Here is an 18,049-nt window from a genome sequence, read left to right as displayed (position 1 = left end):
CACGGCCGCACTAGGCTCGGGCCCCGTGCAGGGGGACACGACGATCAGTGGATCGGTGCGGCCGGGCACGGCCCGGACGCACACATCCCGGCCGCCCTCAAGGCCGCTCCGCGCCTGCGGAGTGCTGATCGGCTGCGCCACCGCCCTGCTGGTCCTGGCGTACTTCCTCGTCACGGGGGCTGCCCTCGGGCCCTTCCTCCTGTGGCCCCGCACCCGCCCGGACGCGCTCGGCTTCCTGATGGGCGGCGCCCGCCGGCTCGCCGCGCTGGAACACCGCCGCCGCTCCGTCTTCTTCGGGGACCGCTTCCCCGAGCACTACGAGGCATCCGGCCCCAAGATCCTCCGCTTCCTGGCCGTCCGCTGCTACGACGGCCTGCTGTGCACGATGGTCCTCGCCCTGCTCGCCTTCGGCGCGGCCCTGGCCGCTCTCCTCGTCTCGGGCGCCGTACGGGGCACCCTGGACTGGGCCGAACTGCCCACGCAGGTGCTCCTGGGCGGCGTGCTGCTCTTCCTCGACCTCCAGGGCCTGCTCTCCCTGGTCTCCCTCGATGCGCGGATCGCCCGGGAGTGCTTCGGCCCCTCCGAGCACGAACGGCTCCGCGCCCGCATCGAGGAACTGGCCGTCAGCCGGGCCGCAGTGGTCCGCGCCGTGGACGCCGAGCGGCGCCGGATCGAGCGGGACCTGCACGACGGGGTCCAGCAGCGACTCGTGGCCCTCGCCATGCTCCTGGGCAGGGCCCGCCGCTGCCGAGAGCGGGACCCGGAGCGGGCGGACGCCCTGCTGCTCCAGGCGCACCGGGAGTCCCAGGACGTACTGACCGAACTGCGCGAGGTGGCCTGGCGGGCGTACCCGTCCGCCCTGGACAGCCTGGGTCTGGAGGAGGCCCTGGGCGGGGTGGCGGAGCGGTGCGCGATCCCCCTGCGCACCGAGTACGACGTCGCCGGGCCGCTGCCCGGCCCGGTGCGCACCGCCGCCTACTTCGTGGTCTGCGAGGCCGTGACGAACGCGGCCAAGCACTCCGGTGCCTCCGCCGTCTCCGTCCGGGTGGCGCGGCGCGGACCCGTCCTGACCGTACGCGTCGAGGACGACGGTTCGGGCGGCGCGGACCCCGCGGGCAGCGGCCTGTCCGGCCTGCTCGGCCGGGTCGCCGCCCTCGACGGCGTACTGCACCTCGACAGCCCCCCGGGGGGACCCACCACCGTCACCGCGGAGCTGCCGTGCGCGTGATCCTGGCCGAGGACTCGACCCTGCTGCGGGAGGGCCTCGTACGGCTGCTCGTCGAGGAGGGGCACGAAGTGCTCGCTGCGCTTCCCGACGCGGACGCGCTGGTCGAGGAAACCGCCGCGCGGCGGCCGGACATCGTCGTGGTGGACATCCGGATGCCGCCGACCCACACCGACGAGGGCCTGCGCGCCGCCGTGGAGATCCGTGAGCGGCTGCCGGAGGCAGGGGTACTGGTGCTGTCTCAGCACGTCGAGCGGAATTACGCGGCCCGGCTGCTGGCGGCGAACGCCGAACGGGTGGGATACCTGCTCAAGGACCGGGTGGCGCAGGTGGACGAGTTCCTCGACGCGCTGGAACGCATCCACGCGGGCGGAGCGGTGATCGACTCCGAGGTGGTGCGTCAGCTGGTCGTCCGCAGTGCGCACGGTGACCCGCTGTCCCGGCTCACCCCGCGCGAGCGCACGGTGCTGGAGGCCCTGGCACGGGGGTTGACCAACACGGCCATCGCGAAGGAGCTGCACATCTCGGTGAGTGCGGTGGAGAAGAACCTCAACGCGGTCTTCGACAAGCTGGAGCTCGCACACACCACGGACTACAACCGGCGTGTGCTGGCAGTGCTCCGCTATCTGGAGTCCTAGCCGGGACGCCCGGACCGCTCACCGCGTGAGGATCACCCGCCGACGGACCCATGCGCCGCCGGTCGCGGCTGAGAGCAGGAAGTCCGCGACGTCGGCGCGGCTGATCCTTCCGCCTACGCGCCCCCGGGTGCCGTCCAGCGGGATCGTCTCGTAGTCGCCCGTACCCGGGCCCTCGCGGAACAGCACCGGCAGGGCAATGGTCCAGTCGCGGTCGCTGCGGGCGATGGTCTCGTCGGCGATGCCCTTGTCCGCCATCAGGGTGCCCATCACCAGCTTCGACGCGGCGGCCTGGAAGCGCGACTGGCGCCGGGACGTGGCACCGGAGCCGAGAGCCGAGAGCCAGACGAGACGCTCCACCCCGGCGGCGGCCATGGCCTCCAGGACCGGACCTGCGGTGCGGGTGGCGAGCGTCGACTTGTAGTCCTTGCCCGGCCCCAGGGCGCAGATCAGGGCCTGGCTGCCGCGCGCCGCCTCCTCGACGTCCGCGGCGGAGGCGGCATCGCCGACCACGACGGTGACGCGCCCGTCGTCCCCCTGCGGCAGCCGGGCCGCGTCCCGCACCAGCACGGTGACCCGGTGCCCGGCCGCGAGGGCCTGCCGGAGTACCAGCCGGCCGATGGGGCCCGTGGCACCGAGGACGGTGAGCTGCATGATCAGGCATCCTTCCGTACGCGGGCCGTACGCGGGCCGGCCCTACGGCCGGGACCCGGGACCCGGCCCGGACTCCGGTGGTACGGCTCTCACGAGAGCCGACCGGTGACCTGCGTCGGCCGGCCACCGGGAGGGTCGGGCAGCCGGCGGAGTTCGAGCAGAGCCATGGCGATCTTCACCGCGGCCGAAATCGTCAGGGCCTGCAAGAACGGCATCCCCATGAGCCACAGGGCCACCATCATGACCGTGAGCACCAGGAACGCCGGCAGCAGATTGGTCCGCCTGAGCGCAGCCCGCAGCCGGCCGACCCTGCTCCGCCCCCGATCCGGCCCGCTGACCGGGCGTGCGGTGACGCCTTCTTCCTCGGCTTGCGACATCGTCCGGCGCCCTTCCCTCGTGTGCGTCCCCGGCGACGAGTCTTCGATGCGAACCGGCGGACTGCCACCGCAGCCACGCCTGCCCGCCGCCATCCGGGGACGGGTTCACCTCACCAGCGCCGAAACGGTGCGCGCAGCGCGCCGGCCCCGCCGCTCTCCACGGCGGTGGCCGCCCCTCGGGCGGCAACGCGACCGGGGGTGGGCACGAGGAATCCCCCTGGGGCTGGCACCAGTGTGCCGTCGGTCAAAGCCCGAGAGGCTGAACGTGCCTTGCCGAAACCATGTTTGGAGGAAATCGTGCCCATCCCCGCCTCCCCGTCCTCCCGCGGCGCAGTCCGATACCGCGGTGGCCTGCGCGCACTGGGAGCAGCCGTCTGCTGCGGCTTGATCCTGAGCGGGCCGATCGTCGCCACTGCCGCCGCCGCGCCCGCACCCCGTGCCGCGACCCAGGAGCACCACGGGGAGCACCGCGGTGAGCAATACCGGGGCACGCTGGTGTCCGCCGAGGAGCTGTACACGCTCGCGACCCCTCAGGAGGTGTCCGCCGAGCTGAGAGCGGCCGGGTTCGAAGACGACACCGTCCGGCACGGCGTGGTCGCGTACCGGCTGGTCTACCGGACCGTTGATCCCCACGGCCGCCCCACCACGGCGAGCGGACTGTTCGTGCTGCCGCTCAACAGTGCCAAACGCCTGCACGCGGTCTCCTTCGCGCACGGAACCGGCAGCCACAAGGACGACTCCCCGTCCATGCAGCGCCGCGCCTTCGTGTCCGCACCGGTGATCGCCCACGCCGCGGCAGGTGCCGCCGGGATCGCGCCCGACTACCTCGGAATGGGGAAGGGGCCGGGCCTGCACCCCTGGATGGACATCGGCTCGGAGACCACGGCGTCCCTGGACATGCTGCGGGCGGCCCGGGCCTTCGCGCCCCGCACCGGACACGTGCTGGAGCGGAAGGTCATGGTCACCGGCTTCTCGCAGGGCGCCTCGGCGGCACTCGGCCTCGGCCGGGCTCTCCAGGCAGGTGAGGACCGCTGGTTCAGGCTCGGCGCACTGGCACCGGTCAGCGGCGCGTACGACTTCGGCGGCACGGAGCTGCCCGCCCTGCTCGGGGGCAGGCTGGCACCCAAGGCCGGCGTGCTGTACGCGGCCTACACCCTGGTGGCGTTCCAACGGCTCCACGCCATCTACGACAGCCCGGGTGAGGTCTTCCGAGCCCCGTACGACAGCACCGTCGAGGCGCTCTTCGACGGCGCGCACACGGGAGAGCAGCTGATGCGGGGTACCCCCGGCACCCTCGACGAGCTGCTGACCGAACACGGCCGCGAGCTGCTCGCGCATCCGACGGGCCCGCTGGCGGCGGCGCTGCGCAGCACCGACGCGGTCTGCACCGACTGGGCTCCGCGCGCCCCCGTCCGGCTCTACATGGCGAGCGGGGACGAGCAGGCCGTCACCGCCAACACCAACCGCTGCCGATCCGCCCTGCTCGGCAACGGGGTGGACGCCCCGGTTGTCGATCTCGGAGCCGTCGACCACCACGGATCCCGTCATCTGGGCTCCAACGTCGCCGCCACGTCAGCGATCGTGCGCTGGTTCGGGGAGCTGCGCCGGCAGTGACGCGAACGCGGGAGCCGGCGTCGCCCCCACCTCGCCCGTCCCTCCCGCACACCCGCCCTGACACCCCGCTCTCACGCGCCGCCGCCGAGCTGCAGCACCGCTATCCCCACCAGGACGGCGGCGCTCGCGGCGAGGCGCCGGTGGCCGAGCCGTTCACGGAACACGACCGCGCCGATCAGGGCGCCGAAGACGATGCTCGTCTCACGCAGCGCGGCGATGGTGGCGAGGTCGCCGCGGGACTGTGCCCATACGACGAGCCCGTACGCCACCAGCGAGATCAGTCCGCCGGCCAGCCCCCGGCCGTAGAGCGGGCGCAGCGTGGTGAGCAGTGACGGCCCCCGGCGGGCCCAGGCGATGACCGGGAGGACGAGTCCCTGGCAGAGGTAGAGCCAGGCGATGTAGCCGAAGACACTGCCGGAGACCCGGACCCCGCTGCCGTCGACGAGGGTGTACGAGGCGATCATCACCCCGGTGCCGAGCGCGGCGGCCAGCGCGGGCACATGGGCCCGGCCGGGAACTCCGTCGGCGAGGGCCAGACCGGCCAGGCCGCAGGAGATCACGGCGATGCCCAGGGCCTGTGCGGCGGGCAGCGAGTGGCCGAGGACGGTGGTGGAGACCAGGGCCACCACCAGGGGCGAGGTGCCCCGGGCGGTGGGGTACATCTGCCCGAAGTCGCCGAGCTGGTAGGCGCGCAGGAGCAGGAGCTGGTACGCGACCTGCAGCGCGGCGGAGGCCGCGATGTACGGCCAGGCCGCCGGGTCCGGGAGGGGCGCCAGGCAGACGAGGACGGCCCCGCACCCGGCGGAGGCCAGGCTGATGAGCGTGAAGCCGGCGAGCTTGTCGCGCAGGCCGTGGGTGAGGCCGTTCCAGACGGCGTGCAGCACCGCCGAGGCGAGGACGACGACGGGCACGGCAGCCGAGCCCGACATGGACGGCACGATTCCCGGCACGTTCGCTCCCCGTGGCAGACCGAATCTGGAACAGAATTCCTTGCTAAGGTAATCATATGGAAATTGATTCCAAGACCGGCGGGGCGGCCCCGGTGGGCGACGGCGGGCTCGCCGCCCACATCCGCGCCCACCTGTCCGACCTGCGCGACACCGAGGCCCGGGTGGCCCGGGTCGTCCTGGACAAGGGCGCCGGGCTGGTCCACCTCAGCGTCAGCGATGTCGCGGCCCTGGCCGGGACCGCGCCGTCCTCGGTCGTGAGGGCCTGTCAGCGGCTGGGGTTCCGCGGATACCAGGAGCTGAAGCTCGCCGCCGCCCGGCAGGCGCCCGCCCAGGAGCCCTCCCGGGACCGGGACCCGGCCGCGCGTGCCCTGGCCGACACGGTCCGCGCCGGCCGGGAGGCCCTGGACGGGGTGGCGGCGACGGTGACCCCGGAGCGACTGCGCACGGCGGCCGTCCTGCTCGACCCGGCTGCCCGGGTGCTGGTGGTCGGCGCCGGACTGTCCGGCGCTGTCGTCCTCGACACCGCCTACCGGCTGCGCGCGCTCGGCTTCGCGGTCGACGCGCCGGCCGACCCGCTGACCGCGCAACTGGCCGCCTCGCAGCTGACGTCCGCCGACGTCTGCCTGGCCGTCAGTCACACCGGCGCCACCCGCAGCACGGTGGACGCCGCCCGCCGCGCACGTCAGGCGGGGGCCCGCGTCGTCGCCCTCACCAGCTACGCCCGCTCGCCGCTCAGCGAGGCCGGCGACTGCACACTCGTGGCCGGCGGCCAGGACCTGGTCTTCGGCCTGGAGACCGTCGCCAGCCGTCTCGCCCACCTCACCGTGATCGACGCCCTCACCCTCGCCCTGCTGCACCTCCGCGGAGCCCCCGCCGAAGAGGCCCTGCGCCTGTCGGCGGACGTCACGGTCGACCACTCGTACTGACACCCGCCCGGCGCGAGTTCGCGGTGGGCGGCGAGGGGCGCGCCCAGGGGCCCGGCCGACCGCGCAGGCCATCGCCGGTGCGTGCCCGACGCTCCACCCGGGCGGGAGGACGCGACCGAATCGAGCCTGACCGAATCGAACCCGACCGAACCGCAACACGACCGAATCAATGACTTGGCGCGTGCATGACAATGCGGCAGTGTTGCGGTCCGTCCCCCCATCCGCCACCCGTCCCGCCTGGAGCGCCATGAGATCCCCATTGCCGCCGAGATCGCGCGCCCTCCTCACCGCCTGCCTGGGAGCCGCCCTGACCGTCCTGGTCGCGGCCGGTACCGGCACGGCCGCCCCACCGCCGAATCCGGCCTCCACGACCGGTAGCGCCCTGTCGGCCACCGGCAAGGGGACCGGGACCGGGACGGCAGCGGCCGACCTGGAGAACTGGATGGGGCAGAGGGGCAACCGGCTGCACGACCGCCCGCTCAACGCCATCGCCATGCCCGGCAGCCACGACGCCGGCAGCTGGAGCATCCGCCCCGGCAGCGGCCTGTGCACCTCCGGGGACGCATACGACGTGGCCCGGGCCTACCCGGCCGTGGCGGCGAGCATGGCCCGCACCCAGAGCGGAAGCCTGACCGACCAGCTCGACGGCGGCGCCCGCGTGCTGGACCTGAGGCTGTGCAAGCAGGACGGCCGCTGGTACACGTACCACGGCTCACCTCTGGGCAACCTGTTCTTCGACGCCGACGGACGCACGGGCGAGGTGGCCGGAGTGGCCGACTGGCTCCGTCGCCATCCCGCGGAACTCGTGCTCCTGCGCATTTCGGTCACCGCGCCGGCCGCCGAGCTGCCCACGGCCCGGGGCGCTGCGGCGGACCTCCTCATGGACGCGGTCGGCCGGGACCGCATCGCCCCGAGGTCCGCGTACGACCCGCAGAGCCCCTACGGATCCTTCGTCGACGCCGGGCGGAACGTCATCGTCATGGGCGACGGGCGGGAGGACCAGCGCGGCCTGCTCTGGCCGTCCTCCGACTCCGCCGACCGCGGCAGCTACGCCTACGCCTCGCTCTCCTGGTACGACTACCTGGGCGCGCTGTTCGACAGCACCGGTGCGGCGGAGCGCACCTACGCCTCCGCCCTCACCCTCGACGACCGCGCCCTCAACTGGCCCCAGGCAGCCCGCCCGGCAGGACTGTTCTCGCTCAGCGGCCTCATCACCCCCGACATCACCGTCCCCGGAGCCGTTCTCGCGCAGTGGGGCGCGGCGATCGGCGCGGTGCCCCGTGAGGCGGCCGACGCCTACATGCTCAACCTCGCCCACGGCTTCAACGCCCGGTTCCTCACCCTGCTGACCGGCCCGTGGCAGCAGCACCCGGCCGTGGACCAGTTCAACGTCGTGATGACGGACGACGTCAACCAGAACGGCGCGGGCGTACCCGCCGGCGCCCTGCAACGGGCGGTGATCGCCCTCAACGACATCGCCCGGCAGAACGCCTGCGGTGACCCCGAAGCCACCCCGGCACAACCGGGCCGCACCATCCGCTACCAGGCTCACCTGCGGGACACCGGCTGGCAGGACGTCACCGGAGCGGATGGCGCCGGCGTCGGCACCGTGGGCCAGAGCAGGCCGGTGGAAGCACTGCGCCTCTCGGCCACGGGAACCGGCGGCCTCTGGGCCCGTGCCCACGTACAGAACATCGGCTGGCAGCCATGGGTCAGGATCCCGGACGGAGCCACGGCCGAAGTCGGCACCACCGGCCGGTCGCTACGCCTGGAGGCCCTGGAACTCCGCACCGACCACGGCACCCTCGCCGGCCGGGCCCACGTACAAGGCATCGGCTGGCAGCCCAGGACCCGCGGACAGGAGATCCACCTGGGCACCACCGGCCGCAGCCTGGCCATCGAGGCCCTGACCCTGACCACCTGCGACTGACCACGCCCTCGACCCACCGCCGAGCGCTGCGGCAGCGCATGCGGCCAGGCCTGTGACACTCCATTGAGCTAGCCGGACTTCAAGCGGCGGACCATCTCGTCGCTCACCTGTTTCTGGAGTTCGGCCAGCTCCTCATTGGTGTACTGCGTGAGGTCGCCCGCTTCCCGTGGGTTCTTCGGGCGTGCGGCCTCCTGCTGTTTCTGCTGCTCCCGGCGCCGGAGTTCCTGTTCCTCCGGGGAGCCGGGCGCCGCGTACGCGCACCGGATCAGCGCGCCGTCGGCCGCCTTCAGACAGGTCGCCTCGCGTCCGGCGAACAGCCCCCGCCCCTCCACCCGGTAGCGGATGTTCTGCTCGCTGCCGACGGTCGCCGTCCACGTACTGCCTCCGGTGGGTGTCACCTCGAAGACCTCGTCGTCGTTGTAGCAGCAGACGTCCCGGTACTCCGCCTTGATCAGCGCGACCAGCGCCTTGGGGGACGACCAGGTCGGGTCGAGGCGGTGGATCGTCATCGGCGCGAGCCCGCCACCCCGGTGGCGGGTGGGTACCGTCGACACGGCCACGACCGAACTCGCCTCCCCCTGCGGGGTGAGCGGGGTGACGTACGCACTGCCCCCGTCCCCGTCCCGGTACCGCAGCGTGAACTCGGACTCGTTGCCCTCGTTCGCCCCGTCCTCGGAGGCGTCCCACCCGCTCCGCTCGAACCACCAGTCGCTGAAGCCGCCCACGGCGGCCGTGCCCTCCCGCTGCCGTGCCGCGAGGCTGATGGGGTAGGAGGGTCCCGGGACCGCGGACGTGTCGTCGGTGATCGTCAGCTTGCCCGTCCGGCCGTCGTAGAGCGCGGCCCCGGCCGGCCGTTCGGTCACCACGAAGAGCCCCGTCTGCCGCTTGAGGGGGACGACCACCACCGGCGTGCCGGCCGAGCAGGTCACGTACGCGTCGTCGGCCTCGAAGCGCACCCAGCGCTTCTTCGCCGAGATCTTCCGGCCGAGATTGTGGGAGAACCAGCCGCTGATCCGGGCATCGGCGGCCGACACGTCGAAGGCACAGCGCTCCTGGCTGCGGCTGCTGCCGCCCAGCGGAACGTCCTGCACCAGACCGACCTCGTAACCGGCCAGCCACCCGCGCCGCTCCACCAGGGTGGCGAACCGGTCCGAGTCGGGCAGGTAGGTGATGTCCGCTATCTCACCGGTGACATCGCCGAGGTGCGGTGCGGCCTGGGCCTTGCCCACGACGTACGGGGCACGGGCCGTCAGCGCGGGCACGGGATCGCTCACCACCGTGGCGTCGGCCATGTACGCCCGGTCCTGGAGGTACGCGCCGTACACCAGCCAGACCGCGGCGAGCCCCAGCCCGACGACGGCACCCAGGCAGCCGAGTGCGCCGGCGTGCTCCATGCCCACGGTGTGCCCGGCCCGGCGACGGCGCCACCGCACCAGCAGCGACACCCCCACGACGCCCGCCAGGAACAGCAGCGGCAACGCCAGCCAGGCGAAGATCTTCCGTAGCTCCCACACCAGGATCGTGGTGTAGTACGAGCCGTACCAGAACAGGAATCCGGCCACGGCGATGCCCAGCCCCCACCGCAACACCCGACCGCCCATCAGCGCCCCCGCCCTCCGCCGCATCCAGGTCCCCGATCGATTCTCCACCCGGGGCCGGTCCGTGTCACCGGACCGTCGGAGACCTGTGGACGACCGCGACGGAGCATGCCGCGGCTGCGGTCAGAGGGCGAGGCCGCCGCGGGCGATGACGGCCGCGTACCAGTGGGCGCTGCTCTTGAACGTCCGGCGCTGCGTGGGGAAGTCGACGTGGACGATGCCGAAGCGCTTGCTGTAGCCGTAGGACCATTCGAAGTTGTCCAGCAAGGACCACAGGAAGTAGCCGCGCACATCGGCGCCGTCCTCGACGGCCCGGTGCACGGCGGCCAGATGGGCGTGCAGATAGGCCACCCGCTCGGGGTCCCTCACCTGCCCCGAGGGGTCGGCGTAGTCCTCGTACGCCGCCCCGTTCTCGGTGACCACCAGCGGTACGTCCGGGAGCTCCTTCCGCAGCCGGAGCAGCAGCCCGTGCAGTCCGTCGGCATCCACCGGCCAGTCCATGGCCGTGCGCGGCCCGGGGACGGACACGAAGCGGACGTGCCGTTCCGCACCTGCCCACGGGGAGGGTGCCGGGGAGCTGCCGGCCGCGACGGTGGTGGGGGAGTAGTAGTTGACGCCCAGCGAGTCGACGGGGGCGGCCGCCGTCCGGAGGTCCCCGTCCCGCACGAAGGACCAGTCGGTGAGGGCCGCCGTGTCACGGACGAGGTCGTCCGGGAGGCGTCCGCGGAAGACCGGGTCGAGGAAGATCCGGTTGCCGACCGCGTCGATCCGCCGGACCGCGTCCAGGTCCCGGGGCGATTCGCTACGGGCGCGCAGGGAGTGGAGGTTGAGCGTGAGCGACACCTCGGCCGCATCGGGCACGGTGCCGCGCAGTGCACGGACGGCGAGCCCGTGGGCCAGGTTGAGGTGGTGGGCCGCGCGCAGCGCGTCGACGGCGCTGGTGCGGCCCGGGGCGTGCACCCCGCTGCCGTAGCCGAGGAAGGCCGAGCACCAGGGCTCGTTGAGGGTGGTCCAGGTCGCCACGCGGTCGCCGAGCGCTTCCGCCGCGAGGCCCGCGTACTCGGCGAAACGGTACGCCGTCTCCCGGTTCGGCCACCCGCCGGCGTCCTCCAGCTCCTGGGGCAGATCCCAGTGGTAGAGGGTGGCCACGGGCCGGATGTCCGCCCGGCGCAGCTCGTCGGTGAGGCGCCGGTAGAAGTCCAGGCCCTTTTGGACGACGGGTCCCCGGCCGGCCGGCTGGACGCGGGGCCAGGCGATGGAGAAGCGGTAGTCCGTCACGCCGAGTTCCCGCATGAGCGCGATGTCCTCGCTCACCCGGTGGTAGTGGTCGGCGGCGATGTCGCCGGTGTCGCCGTTGCGCACCTTGCCCGGCGTATGGCTGAAGGTGTCCCAGATCGACGGGGCACGGCCGTCCTCGCCCGCCGCTCCCTCGATCTGGTACGCGGCGGTGGCCGTGCCCCAGCGGAAGTGATCGGGGAACCGGAGTGTCGTCCCCGCGCGGGGACGTGCGTCGAGCGTGGTCATGAGGGTGTGTCTCCCATGGGTGAGAAGGTTCTCCGACGGAGGCGGCGGCGCTGGTCCGGAGCCGGGGCGGGGACGTACGGATGCCGGCCCACGCGTGCTCAGCCCTTGACCGCGCCCTGCATGATGCCGCCGACGATCTGCCGCCCGAGCAGGCCGAAGACCAGCAGCACCGGCAGGGTCCCGAGCAGGGTGCCGGCCATGATGACGGACTGGTCGTTGACGTAGCCGCCGCCGAGCCGGCGCAGGGCGACCTGCACGGTCGGCTCGGAGGACGAGAGGGCGACGACGGGCCAGAAGAAGTCGTTCCAGGCGGCCATGAAGGTCAGCAGGCCGAGTACGGCCATGCCGGGCCGGGCGACGGGTACGACGATCGACCAGAAGATCCTGGCGGTGGAAGCCCCGTCGACGCGGGCGGCCTCGATCAGTTCGTCCGGCAGTGACTGGGCGAGGTACTGGCGCATGAAGAACACGCCGAACGCGGAGACCAGTCCGGGCAGGATGACGGCCTGGAGCTGGTTGACCCACTGCAGTTCGGCGATCAGCATGAACAGCGGGATGACGCCCAGCTGCGGTGGGATCATCATGGTGCCGACCGTGAGTGCGAGCAGGGCCCCGCGGCCGCGGAAGCGGAGTTTGGCGAAGGCGAACCCGGCGAGGGTGGAGCACAGCACCGTGCCGAGCGTGACCGACCCCGACACGATGAGGGAGTTGACCAGCGCCTTGCCGATGTCGGCCTCCTCCACCACCGCCTCGAAGTTGCGCATCAGGTTCGGCCCGGGCAGGAGCGCCGGCGGCACCTGCGCCAGTTCGGCGTTGGAGCGGCCGGCCGCGACGATCGTCCAGTAGAAGGGGAACGCGGAGACGAGCACGGCGAGGACCAGGATGGTGTGGGCGAGCACCCCGCCGCGCATCGTGCGCCCGGCGCGCGAGCGGCGGTCGCCGCCACGCCGGGCGGATCTTCCGGGGGCCGGGCGCTCGACCGGCGGATCGACGACGGCGGTCATCGGCCCTCCTCGGGTCCACGGGAGCGGCGCCGCACGAGCACGGCGTTGGCGCCGACGACCAGCAGGATCAGCAGGAACATCACCCAGGCGATCGCGGCCGCCCTGCCCAGGTGGAAGAAGCCCCAGCCCTGTTCGTACATGTAGAGGCCGAGCGTCTGGTACTGGTGGGAGATGCCGCCCGAGACGGATCCCTCGAACAGCAGCGGCTCGCCGAAGAGCTGGGTCGCGCCGATGGTGGAGACGACGACGGTGAAGAGGATCGTCGGCCGCAGCCCGGGCACGGTGACGTGGAGGAACTGGCGCCACCGCGATGCCCCGTCCATCTCGGCTGCCTCGTAGAGCTCGTGCGGGATGGACTGCATGCCGGCCAGGTAGATCAGCGCGTTGTATCCGGTCCAGCGCCAGATGACGATGGAGGAGACGGCGATCTGGGAGGCGACCGTGCCGTTCTGCCAGTCGACCGGCGCGATGCCGGCCAGCCCGAGCACGTGGTTGACCAGGCCGAAGTCCCGGCCGTAGAGCTGGGCGAAGACGAGCGTGGCGGCGGCGACCGAGGTCGCGTACGGGAGCAGCATCGCGGTGCGGAAGAACGTCCGGCCGCGCAGCCTGTGGTTCAGCAGGTGCGCGAGCCCGAGGGCCATCGCCAGCTGGGGGACGGTGGAAAGCACCCCGATGGTGAGGGTGTTGCGCAAGGCGGTCCAGAAGAACTCGTCGCCGAGGAGGGCGGTGTAGTTGCCGAGGCCGCGCCACTGCATGTCCCCGGGCGTCTGCAGCTCCACGCGGTACAGCGACACGTACGCGGTGTAGAGGAGGGGGAAGAGTCCGAAGGCGGTGAACAGGGTGAAGAACGGGGCGATGTAGGCGTACGGGGAGACCTTGTGCCACGTACGTCGGAGGGGGGACGGCCGGTGCCCGGAAGGCCGCCGGTCCGGCGCCGTCCGTGCGTCTGCTGTCAGGGTCACGATGCGGCCCTTCGGGAGGTGCCCGCGGGAGGGGATGCGGGAGGGGAAGGCCAGGGGCGGGAGAGAGCAGGGGTGGGAAGGGGCAAGAGGAAGGCCGGCGGCGGCGGTGACGGCGTCGGCAGCGACAGTGGCAACGCCGGCGGCAGCCTCGGCCCCAGCCTCAGCCGATGGTGTTCGCCACGCCCTTCCTGGCGTTGGCCCACGCCTGCTCCGGTGCCGTGCCCTTGCGCTCGACCTCGCCCAGGGCATTGGTGATCTGCTGGGCGATGTTCTGGTCGTGGACGCCGAGGACCTGCACCGGGGCGGCCTTCGCGGCCTCGCCGAAGATCCTGCCGATGGGGGCGTCGGAGAAGTAGGGGTCCGTCGCGCCGGAGATCTGCGCGATCGCACCGGTGGCGGACGGGAAGTTGCCCTGCTTCCGGAAGAGCTTGGCCTGCTGCTCGGGAGCCGTGAGCCAGGTGATCAGCTCGTACGCCTCCTTCTTGTGCTTGCCGGCCCGCGGAAGGGCGAGGTACGAGCCGCCCCAGTTGCCCGCCCCGGCGGGCAGCTTCGCGACGTCCCACTTGCCCTTGCCGGCATCACCCGCCTGGCCCTTGATGTAGCCGAGCATCCAGGCGGGGCAGGGGAGCGTGGCGAAGGAACCGGCGGTGAACGCCTGGTTCCACTGCGGCGACCACTGGTCCAGCTTGGCGCTCAGCCCGCCCTGCGCCGCCGCGACCGCCGCCTCCCAGGCCTTCTTCAGGGGCGGGTTGGTCTCCCAGACCAGCGTGCCGGAGGCGTCGTAGTAGCGCTCCTTCTGCTGACCGATCATCACCGAGTAGAGGCTGCCGACGCTGTCGATCCAGGCGCTCCTGCCGGGGGCGTTCGCCTTGTACTGCCGGCCGAGCTCCAGGTACCCCTCCCACGTCGACCACTTCCGTGCGAGCTCCTCGCGGTCGGTGGGCAGGCCCGCCGCGGCCAGCAGGTCGGTGCGGTAGCACATCGCCTCGGGGCCGACGTCGGTGCCCAGGCCGAGGACCTCGCCCTTCCGTCCGGTGGCCGCCGCCCAGGTGGCCTCGGCGAACCCGCCCCTGAGCGAGTCCGCTCCGTACGCGCGCAGGTCCTCGAACCTGCCGCTCTGCTGCTGTGCGACGGACGCGATCCGGCCCACCTCGACGGCCTGGACGTCGGCGAGACCGCCCCCGCCGGCCAGCCGGGTCTGCAGCGACTTCCAGTAGTCGGCCTCGTCCTCGGTGTCGGTCTGCTTGACCGTCACACCCGGGTGCAGGCTCTCGTACTCCGCGTAGAGCCCGGCCTCCTCGTAACCGAAGGACCCGAACAGGTCCACGGTGATCGTGACCTTGCCGGCCGTGCCGCCGGAGGCGCCGCCCTCGGAGGAGCTGCCGCAGGCGGCGAGCAAGGCCCCGGCGAGAACGACCGCCCCCAGGCGGACGGCGGGTCGGACAGTGGGCATGGGAAGCCTCCCTGGGCTCCGGGGGCGAACGGGAACACGGTCTGAGAGCGCTCTCAGCCGGCGAGGGGAGCGTGCCCGCGGCGGACGTGATCCGTCAAGACTCGAAGCCGCAATGGCCTGGAATCTGCCCCAACTTCCCTTGTTCCGCGCTCTCTTGACACCCACGTTTCGGGAGTCTTACGTTTCCGGCCAGCTGAGAGCGCTCTCATCCACAAGTCCCGGACACGACCCCACCGCGATGACATGAGGTGTGCACCCATGCCAGTCCCCCACTCGCGCCGAGCCGCCCCCCTCGTCCTGGCCGCCGCCCTGGCGGTCCTCGGCCTCGGACCGGCCGCGAGCCCCGTGGCAGCCACCACGATCCCGCCCGTCACGCCCGTCACAGCCGTCCCAACCGTCAAACCGGTGCCGGCTGCCGAAGCCGTGCCGGCCACCACGGCTGCCGCCGTCCCCGTCGGCGCCGGAAGCTATTCCGACACCCGACCCGCCGGAACCTCCGGCCCCACCACCAACACCGGCACGCCCGTCACCCCCAAGGTCACCCCCGCAGCAGCAGGCAAACCGGTCCCCACCAACGACTGGTGGTCCTCGCTCGCCTTCCAGCGCTACGGCGACAATCCGTACTCCACCCCCATGTACGGCCACCCCCTCACCTACCAGGCCGTCGCCGACGGCCTGGAGATCGGCTACCCCACCACCCCCGCAGTCGTCGGGGACGGCCGCCAGTACGAGTTCGCCCACCGGCGCGACCTCACCCTCGGCCTCACCGGACTGAACTCGCCCGACACCAGGGCCGACTCCTGGTCCGACTGGACGGTCACCCCCCTCTGGTCCGACGGCACCCGCACCCTGCGCACCACCATCGGCCACGGCAGCCCGTTCGTGTACGCCCAGGCCACCGGTGGCGACGCCCGCATCACCACCGCCGGCACCCCCACCGTCTTCGCCGATCGGGGCAACGTCCTCGGGATCACCGTCGCCGGCCACCACTACGCCCTCTTCGCCCCGACCGGCGCCGACTGGAACGTCTCCGGCACCACCGTCAGCACCGCTCTCGGCGGCCGGAACTACTTCTCGGTCGCCGTCCTGCCCTCCACCGACGCCCTCGCCACGTACACGAAGTACGCCTTCAGCTTCGTCACCGGATCCCGGGTCGACTGGAGCACCGCCTCCGGCACCGTCCGCGCCACCTACACCCTCACCACCGAAGCCAAGGAGGGCACCGAACGCGGCACCCTCCAGGCCCTCTACCGGCACCAGTGGCTCCACACCGCCGACCCCCTCACCCCCTACACCTACGCATCGCCGCGCGGCACCATGAAGGTCCGCGAGGGCACCGCCTTCACCACCGTCCAGAAGACCGCCCCGGTGCTCCCCGCCCTGCCCCGCACCGGCGACGTCGACGCCGCCCGGTTGCGCGCCCAGCTGAACGAGGTGGCGTACGCCGCCGACCCGTTCTCCGGCGCCACCGACACCTACTGGACCGGCAAGGCACTCGGCCGCCTCGCACAGCTCGTACCCCTCGCCGACCAGATCGGCGAGACCGCCACCCGCGACCGGCTCCTCACCCTCCTCAAGGGCCGCCTCCAGGACTGGTTCACCGCGGGCGGCGCCAACGAGTTCTCCTACGACCGCACCTGGAAGTCCCTCACCGGCTACCCGGCCTCCTACGGCAGCGACACCGAACTCAACGACCACCACTTCCACTACGGCTACTACGTGTACGCGGCCGCGATCGTCGCCCAGTACGACCCCGGCTGGGCCGCCGACTCCGCCTGGGGCGGCATGGTGAAGACCCTGGTCCGCGACACCGCCAACGCCTCCCGCACCGACGGAGCCTTCCCCTTCCTGCGCGGATTCGACGTCTACGCCGGCCACAGCTGGGCCTCCGGGCACCAGGGCTTCGCCGCCGGCAACAACCAGGAGTCCTCCTCCGAGTCCACCAACCTCAGCGCCGCCCTCGTGCTGTGGGGCTCGGCCACCGGCGACACCGGCCTGCGCGACCTCGGCTCCTACCTCCTGGCCACCGAGGGCGAGGCGATCGCCCAGTACTGGTTCGACGCCGACGGCCAGGTCTTCCCCGCCTCCTTCGGCCACGACACCGCCGGAATGGTCTGGGGCAGCGGCGCCGCCTACAGCACCTGGTGGACCGCCAACCCCGAGGAGATCCACGGCATCAACGTGCTCCCCGTGACCGGGGGATCGCTCCACCTGGGCGGCCACAAGGACGCGATCCGCCGCAACATCGGCGAAATGGAGCGGGAGAACGGCGGCCCCGCCGTCGAATGGCGCGACCTCCTCTGGGAGTTCCGGTCACTGGCCGATCCGGGCGCCGCGAAGGAGCAATGGGACGCGGGCAACGCCGGATACACCCCCGAGGCAGGCGAGTCCAAGGCCCACACCCACCACTGGATCACCTCCCTGAACGCCCTCGGCGCCCCCGACCCGTCGGTCACCGGCGACATCCCCACCTCCGCCGTCTTCAGCAGGAACGGCACCCGCACCTACACCGCCCACAACCACGGCACCGTCGCCCGTACGGTGACCTTCTCCGACGGGAAGACCCTCAGCGTGCCGCCCCGTTCCACCGCCACCGCCACCGGGACGGGCACCGACCCGGACCCGGACCCGGACCCCTCCGGCGGAGGCACGTACCACCTCCGCTCCGGCGGCGTGCTCACCACGGCCGCCGGCGGTACGCCCGGCATCGACACCATCCCCTCGGCAGGCGGTGCCAACCACGACGGCACCCCCTACGAACCGGTGGTCTACGAGGCCAGGGGCGTGAACGGCACCCTCCGGCCGGGCGGCACGACCGCCTTCCGCCTCCCCGTGGACGCCGGCCCCGCCGTCGGCCTCGGCCAGCAGGTCAGGGTCGGCTACGACCTCACCGGCGACGGCACCTTCGACCGGACGGAGACCTACCACTACTTCGCCACCGACCCGGTCGCGGGCTGGGAGGAGTACGACCAGACCCGGGGCGTGAAGGCCGCCACCGGCACGCTCGGCGACCTGCACGGCGGCACGGTACGGCTGGAGGTCTGGAGCGCCATCGGCACCGCGGACTCCCGGCTCCGGACGGGCACGGACACCTCCGTGCTGGTCATCCCCTACGACTGACCTCCCCGGGCACGGCGGCAAAAGACCTTCCCTGTGTTGTTGAACGCCGCAACCCTCGCGCGCCCCGAACACAGAGC

At 72.5% G+C, this 18,049-nt stretch carries 14 protein-coding genes; 6 read left to right on the top strand and 8 right to left on the bottom strand.

The genetic code is table 11. The features are described from left to right. The first annotated feature begins 121 nt into the window (after positions 1 to 121). Together AB0O36_RS33045 and AB0O36_RS33040 are read left to right on the top strand one after the other, a co-directional pair. Positions 122 to 1,228 carry a sensor histidine kinase gene (locus tag AB0O36_RS33045; protein ID WP_365116799.1) on the top strand — a complete coding sequence of 369 codons (1,107 nt, stop codon included), beginning with the start codon at positions 122 to 124 and terminating at the stop codon, positions 1,226 to 1,228. Next, the gene (locus tag AB0O36_RS33040; protein WP_365116703.1) at positions 1,219 to 1,863 is read left to right on the top strand and encodes a response regulator transcription factor; all 645 of its coding nucleotides are present in this window, start codon (positions 1,219 to 1,221) and stop codon (positions 1,861 to 1,863) included. The genes AB0O36_RS33045 and AB0O36_RS33040 overlap by 10 nt, the downstream gene beginning before the upstream one ends. Before the next feature lie 18 nt (positions 1,864 to 1,881). On the opposite strand, the gene AB0O36_RS33035 is transcribed toward AB0O36_RS33040, so the two are convergent. Beyond that, entirely contained in the window at positions 1,882 to 2,514 is a 633-nt protein-coding gene (locus tag AB0O36_RS33035; RefSeq protein WP_365116700.1) for an NAD(P)H-binding protein, read from the bottom strand. An 89-nt stretch (positions 2,515 to 2,603) separates the two neighbouring features. Continuing rightward, positions 2,604 to 2,891 (bottom strand): hypothetical protein, encoded by a 288-nt coding sequence (locus tag AB0O36_RS33030; protein WP_365116697.1) that lies wholly within the window; start codon positions 2,889 to 2,891, stop codon positions 2,604 to 2,606. Positions 2,892 to 3,188: 297 nt separating this feature from the next. Here AB0O36_RS33030 and AB0O36_RS33025 point away from each other — a divergent pair, with 297 nt between their 5' ends. Next, positions 3,189 to 4,505, top strand: coding sequence for a lipase (locus tag AB0O36_RS33025; RefSeq protein WP_365116694.1), 1,317 nt, complete (start codon positions 3,189 to 3,191; stop codon positions 4,503 to 4,505). Between the two features lie 71 nt (positions 4,506 to 4,576). Here AB0O36_RS33025 and AB0O36_RS33020 read toward each other — a convergent pair whose 3' ends face one another. Beyond that, complete coding sequence (locus tag AB0O36_RS33020; RefSeq protein WP_365116798.1) at positions 4,577 to 5,434, bottom strand: DMT family transporter; 858 nt, start codon at positions 5,432 to 5,434, stop codon at positions 4,577 to 4,579. A gap of 77 nt (positions 5,435 to 5,511) precedes the next feature. On the opposite strand from AB0O36_RS33020, the gene AB0O36_RS33015 reads away from it, so the two are divergent. Both AB0O36_RS33015 and AB0O36_RS33010 read left to right on the top strand, forming a co-directional pair. Next, positions 5,512 to 6,381, top strand: coding sequence for a MurR/RpiR family transcriptional regulator (locus AB0O36_RS33015; protein ID WP_365116691.1), 870 nt, complete (start codon positions 5,512 to 5,514; stop codon positions 6,379 to 6,381). A 247-nt stretch (positions 6,382 to 6,628) separates the two neighbouring features. Then, complete coding sequence (locus tag AB0O36_RS33010; RefSeq protein ID WP_365116689.1) at positions 6,629 to 8,311, top strand: hypothetical protein; 1,683 nt, start codon at positions 6,629 to 6,631, stop codon at positions 8,309 to 8,311. A gap of 68 nt (positions 8,312 to 8,379) precedes the next feature. On the opposite strand, the gene AB0O36_RS33005 is transcribed toward AB0O36_RS33010, so the two are convergent. The 5 genes from AB0O36_RS33005 to AB0O36_RS32985 form a co-directional block, all read right to left on the bottom strand. Then, a complete protein-coding gene (locus AB0O36_RS33005; protein ID WP_365116686.1) occupies positions 8,380 to 9,960 on the bottom strand; it encodes a hypothetical protein in 1,581 nt (526 codons plus the stop codon). Between the two features lie 72 nt (positions 9,961 to 10,032). Then, positions 10,033 to 11,433: a GH1 family beta-glucosidase gene (locus AB0O36_RS33000; protein ID WP_365116683.1), complete on the bottom strand. Its 1,401-nt coding sequence runs from the start codon at positions 11,431 to 11,433 to the stop codon at positions 10,033 to 10,035. Positions 11,434 to 11,531: 98 nt separating this feature from the next. Then, positions 11,532 to 12,437 (bottom strand): carbohydrate ABC transporter permease, encoded by a 906-nt coding sequence (locus tag AB0O36_RS32995; protein ID WP_365116680.1) that lies wholly within the window; start codon positions 12,435 to 12,437, stop codon positions 11,532 to 11,534. Continuing rightward, positions 12,434 to 13,399 carry a sugar ABC transporter permease gene (locus AB0O36_RS32990; protein ID WP_365116679.1) on the bottom strand — a complete coding sequence of 322 codons (966 nt, stop codon included), beginning with the start codon at positions 13,397 to 13,399 and terminating at the stop codon, positions 12,434 to 12,436. The genes AB0O36_RS32995 and AB0O36_RS32990 overlap by 4 nt, the downstream gene beginning before the upstream one ends. 160 nt (positions 13,400 to 13,559) lie before the next feature. Further along, positions 13,560 to 14,852: an extracellular solute-binding protein gene (locus AB0O36_RS32985; RefSeq protein ID WP_365116676.1), complete on the bottom strand. Its 1,293-nt coding sequence runs from the start codon at positions 14,850 to 14,852 to the stop codon at positions 13,560 to 13,562. 258 nt (positions 14,853 to 15,110) lie between these two features. On the opposite strand from AB0O36_RS32985, the gene AB0O36_RS32980 reads away from it, so the two are divergent. Continuing rightward, positions 15,111 to 17,972 carry a glycosyl hydrolase gene (locus AB0O36_RS32980; protein ID WP_365116674.1) on the top strand — a complete coding sequence of 954 codons (2,862 nt, stop codon included), beginning with the start codon at positions 15,111 to 15,113 and terminating at the stop codon, positions 17,970 to 17,972. Positions 17,973 to 18,049: the final 77 nt, after the last annotated feature.

This window comes from Streptomyces sp. NPDC089799, from assembly GCF_040684755.1.
Lineage (GTDB): Bacteria > Actinomycetota > Actinomycetes > Streptomycetales > Streptomycetaceae > Streptomyces.
The sequence above is the reverse complement of the archived record's forward strand: the minus strand, read 5'-3'. Positions and strand labels throughout refer to the sequence as shown.

Coding starts and splice junctions, on each gene's coding strand:
- AB0O36_RS33035 (WP_365116700.1), bottom strand. CDS start 2,514: ATGCAGCTCACCGTCCTCGGTGCCACGGGCCCCATCGGCCGGCTGGTA.
- AB0O36_RS33030 (WP_365116697.1), bottom strand. CDS start 2,891: ATGTCGCAAGCCGAGGAAGAAGGCGTCACCGCACGCCCGGTCAGCGGG.
- AB0O36_RS33020 (WP_365116798.1), bottom strand. CDS start 5,434: ATGTCGGGCTCGGCTGCCGTGCCCGTCGTCGTCCTCGCCTCGGCGGTG.
- AB0O36_RS33015 (WP_365116691.1), top strand. CDS start 5,512: ATGGAAATTGATTCCAAGACCGGCGGGGCGGCCCCGGTGGGCGACGGC.
- AB0O36_RS33010 (WP_365116689.1), top strand. CDS start 6,629: ATGAGATCCCCATTGCCGCCGAGATCGCGCGCCCTCCTCACCGCCTGC.
- AB0O36_RS33000 (WP_365116683.1), bottom strand. CDS start 11,433: ATGACCACGCTCGACGCACGTCCCCGCGCGGGGACGACACTCCGGTTC.
- AB0O36_RS32995 (WP_365116680.1), bottom strand. CDS start 12,437: ATGACCGCCGTCGTCGATCCGCCGGTCGAGCGCCCGGCCCCCGGAAGA.
- AB0O36_RS32985 (WP_365116676.1), bottom strand. CDS start 14,852: ATGCCCACTGTCCGACCCGCCGTCCGCCTGGGGGCGGTCGTTCTCGCC.
- AB0O36_RS32980 (WP_365116674.1), top strand. CDS start 15,111: ATGCCAGTCCCCCACTCGCGCCGAGCCGCCCCCCTCGTCCTGGCCGCC.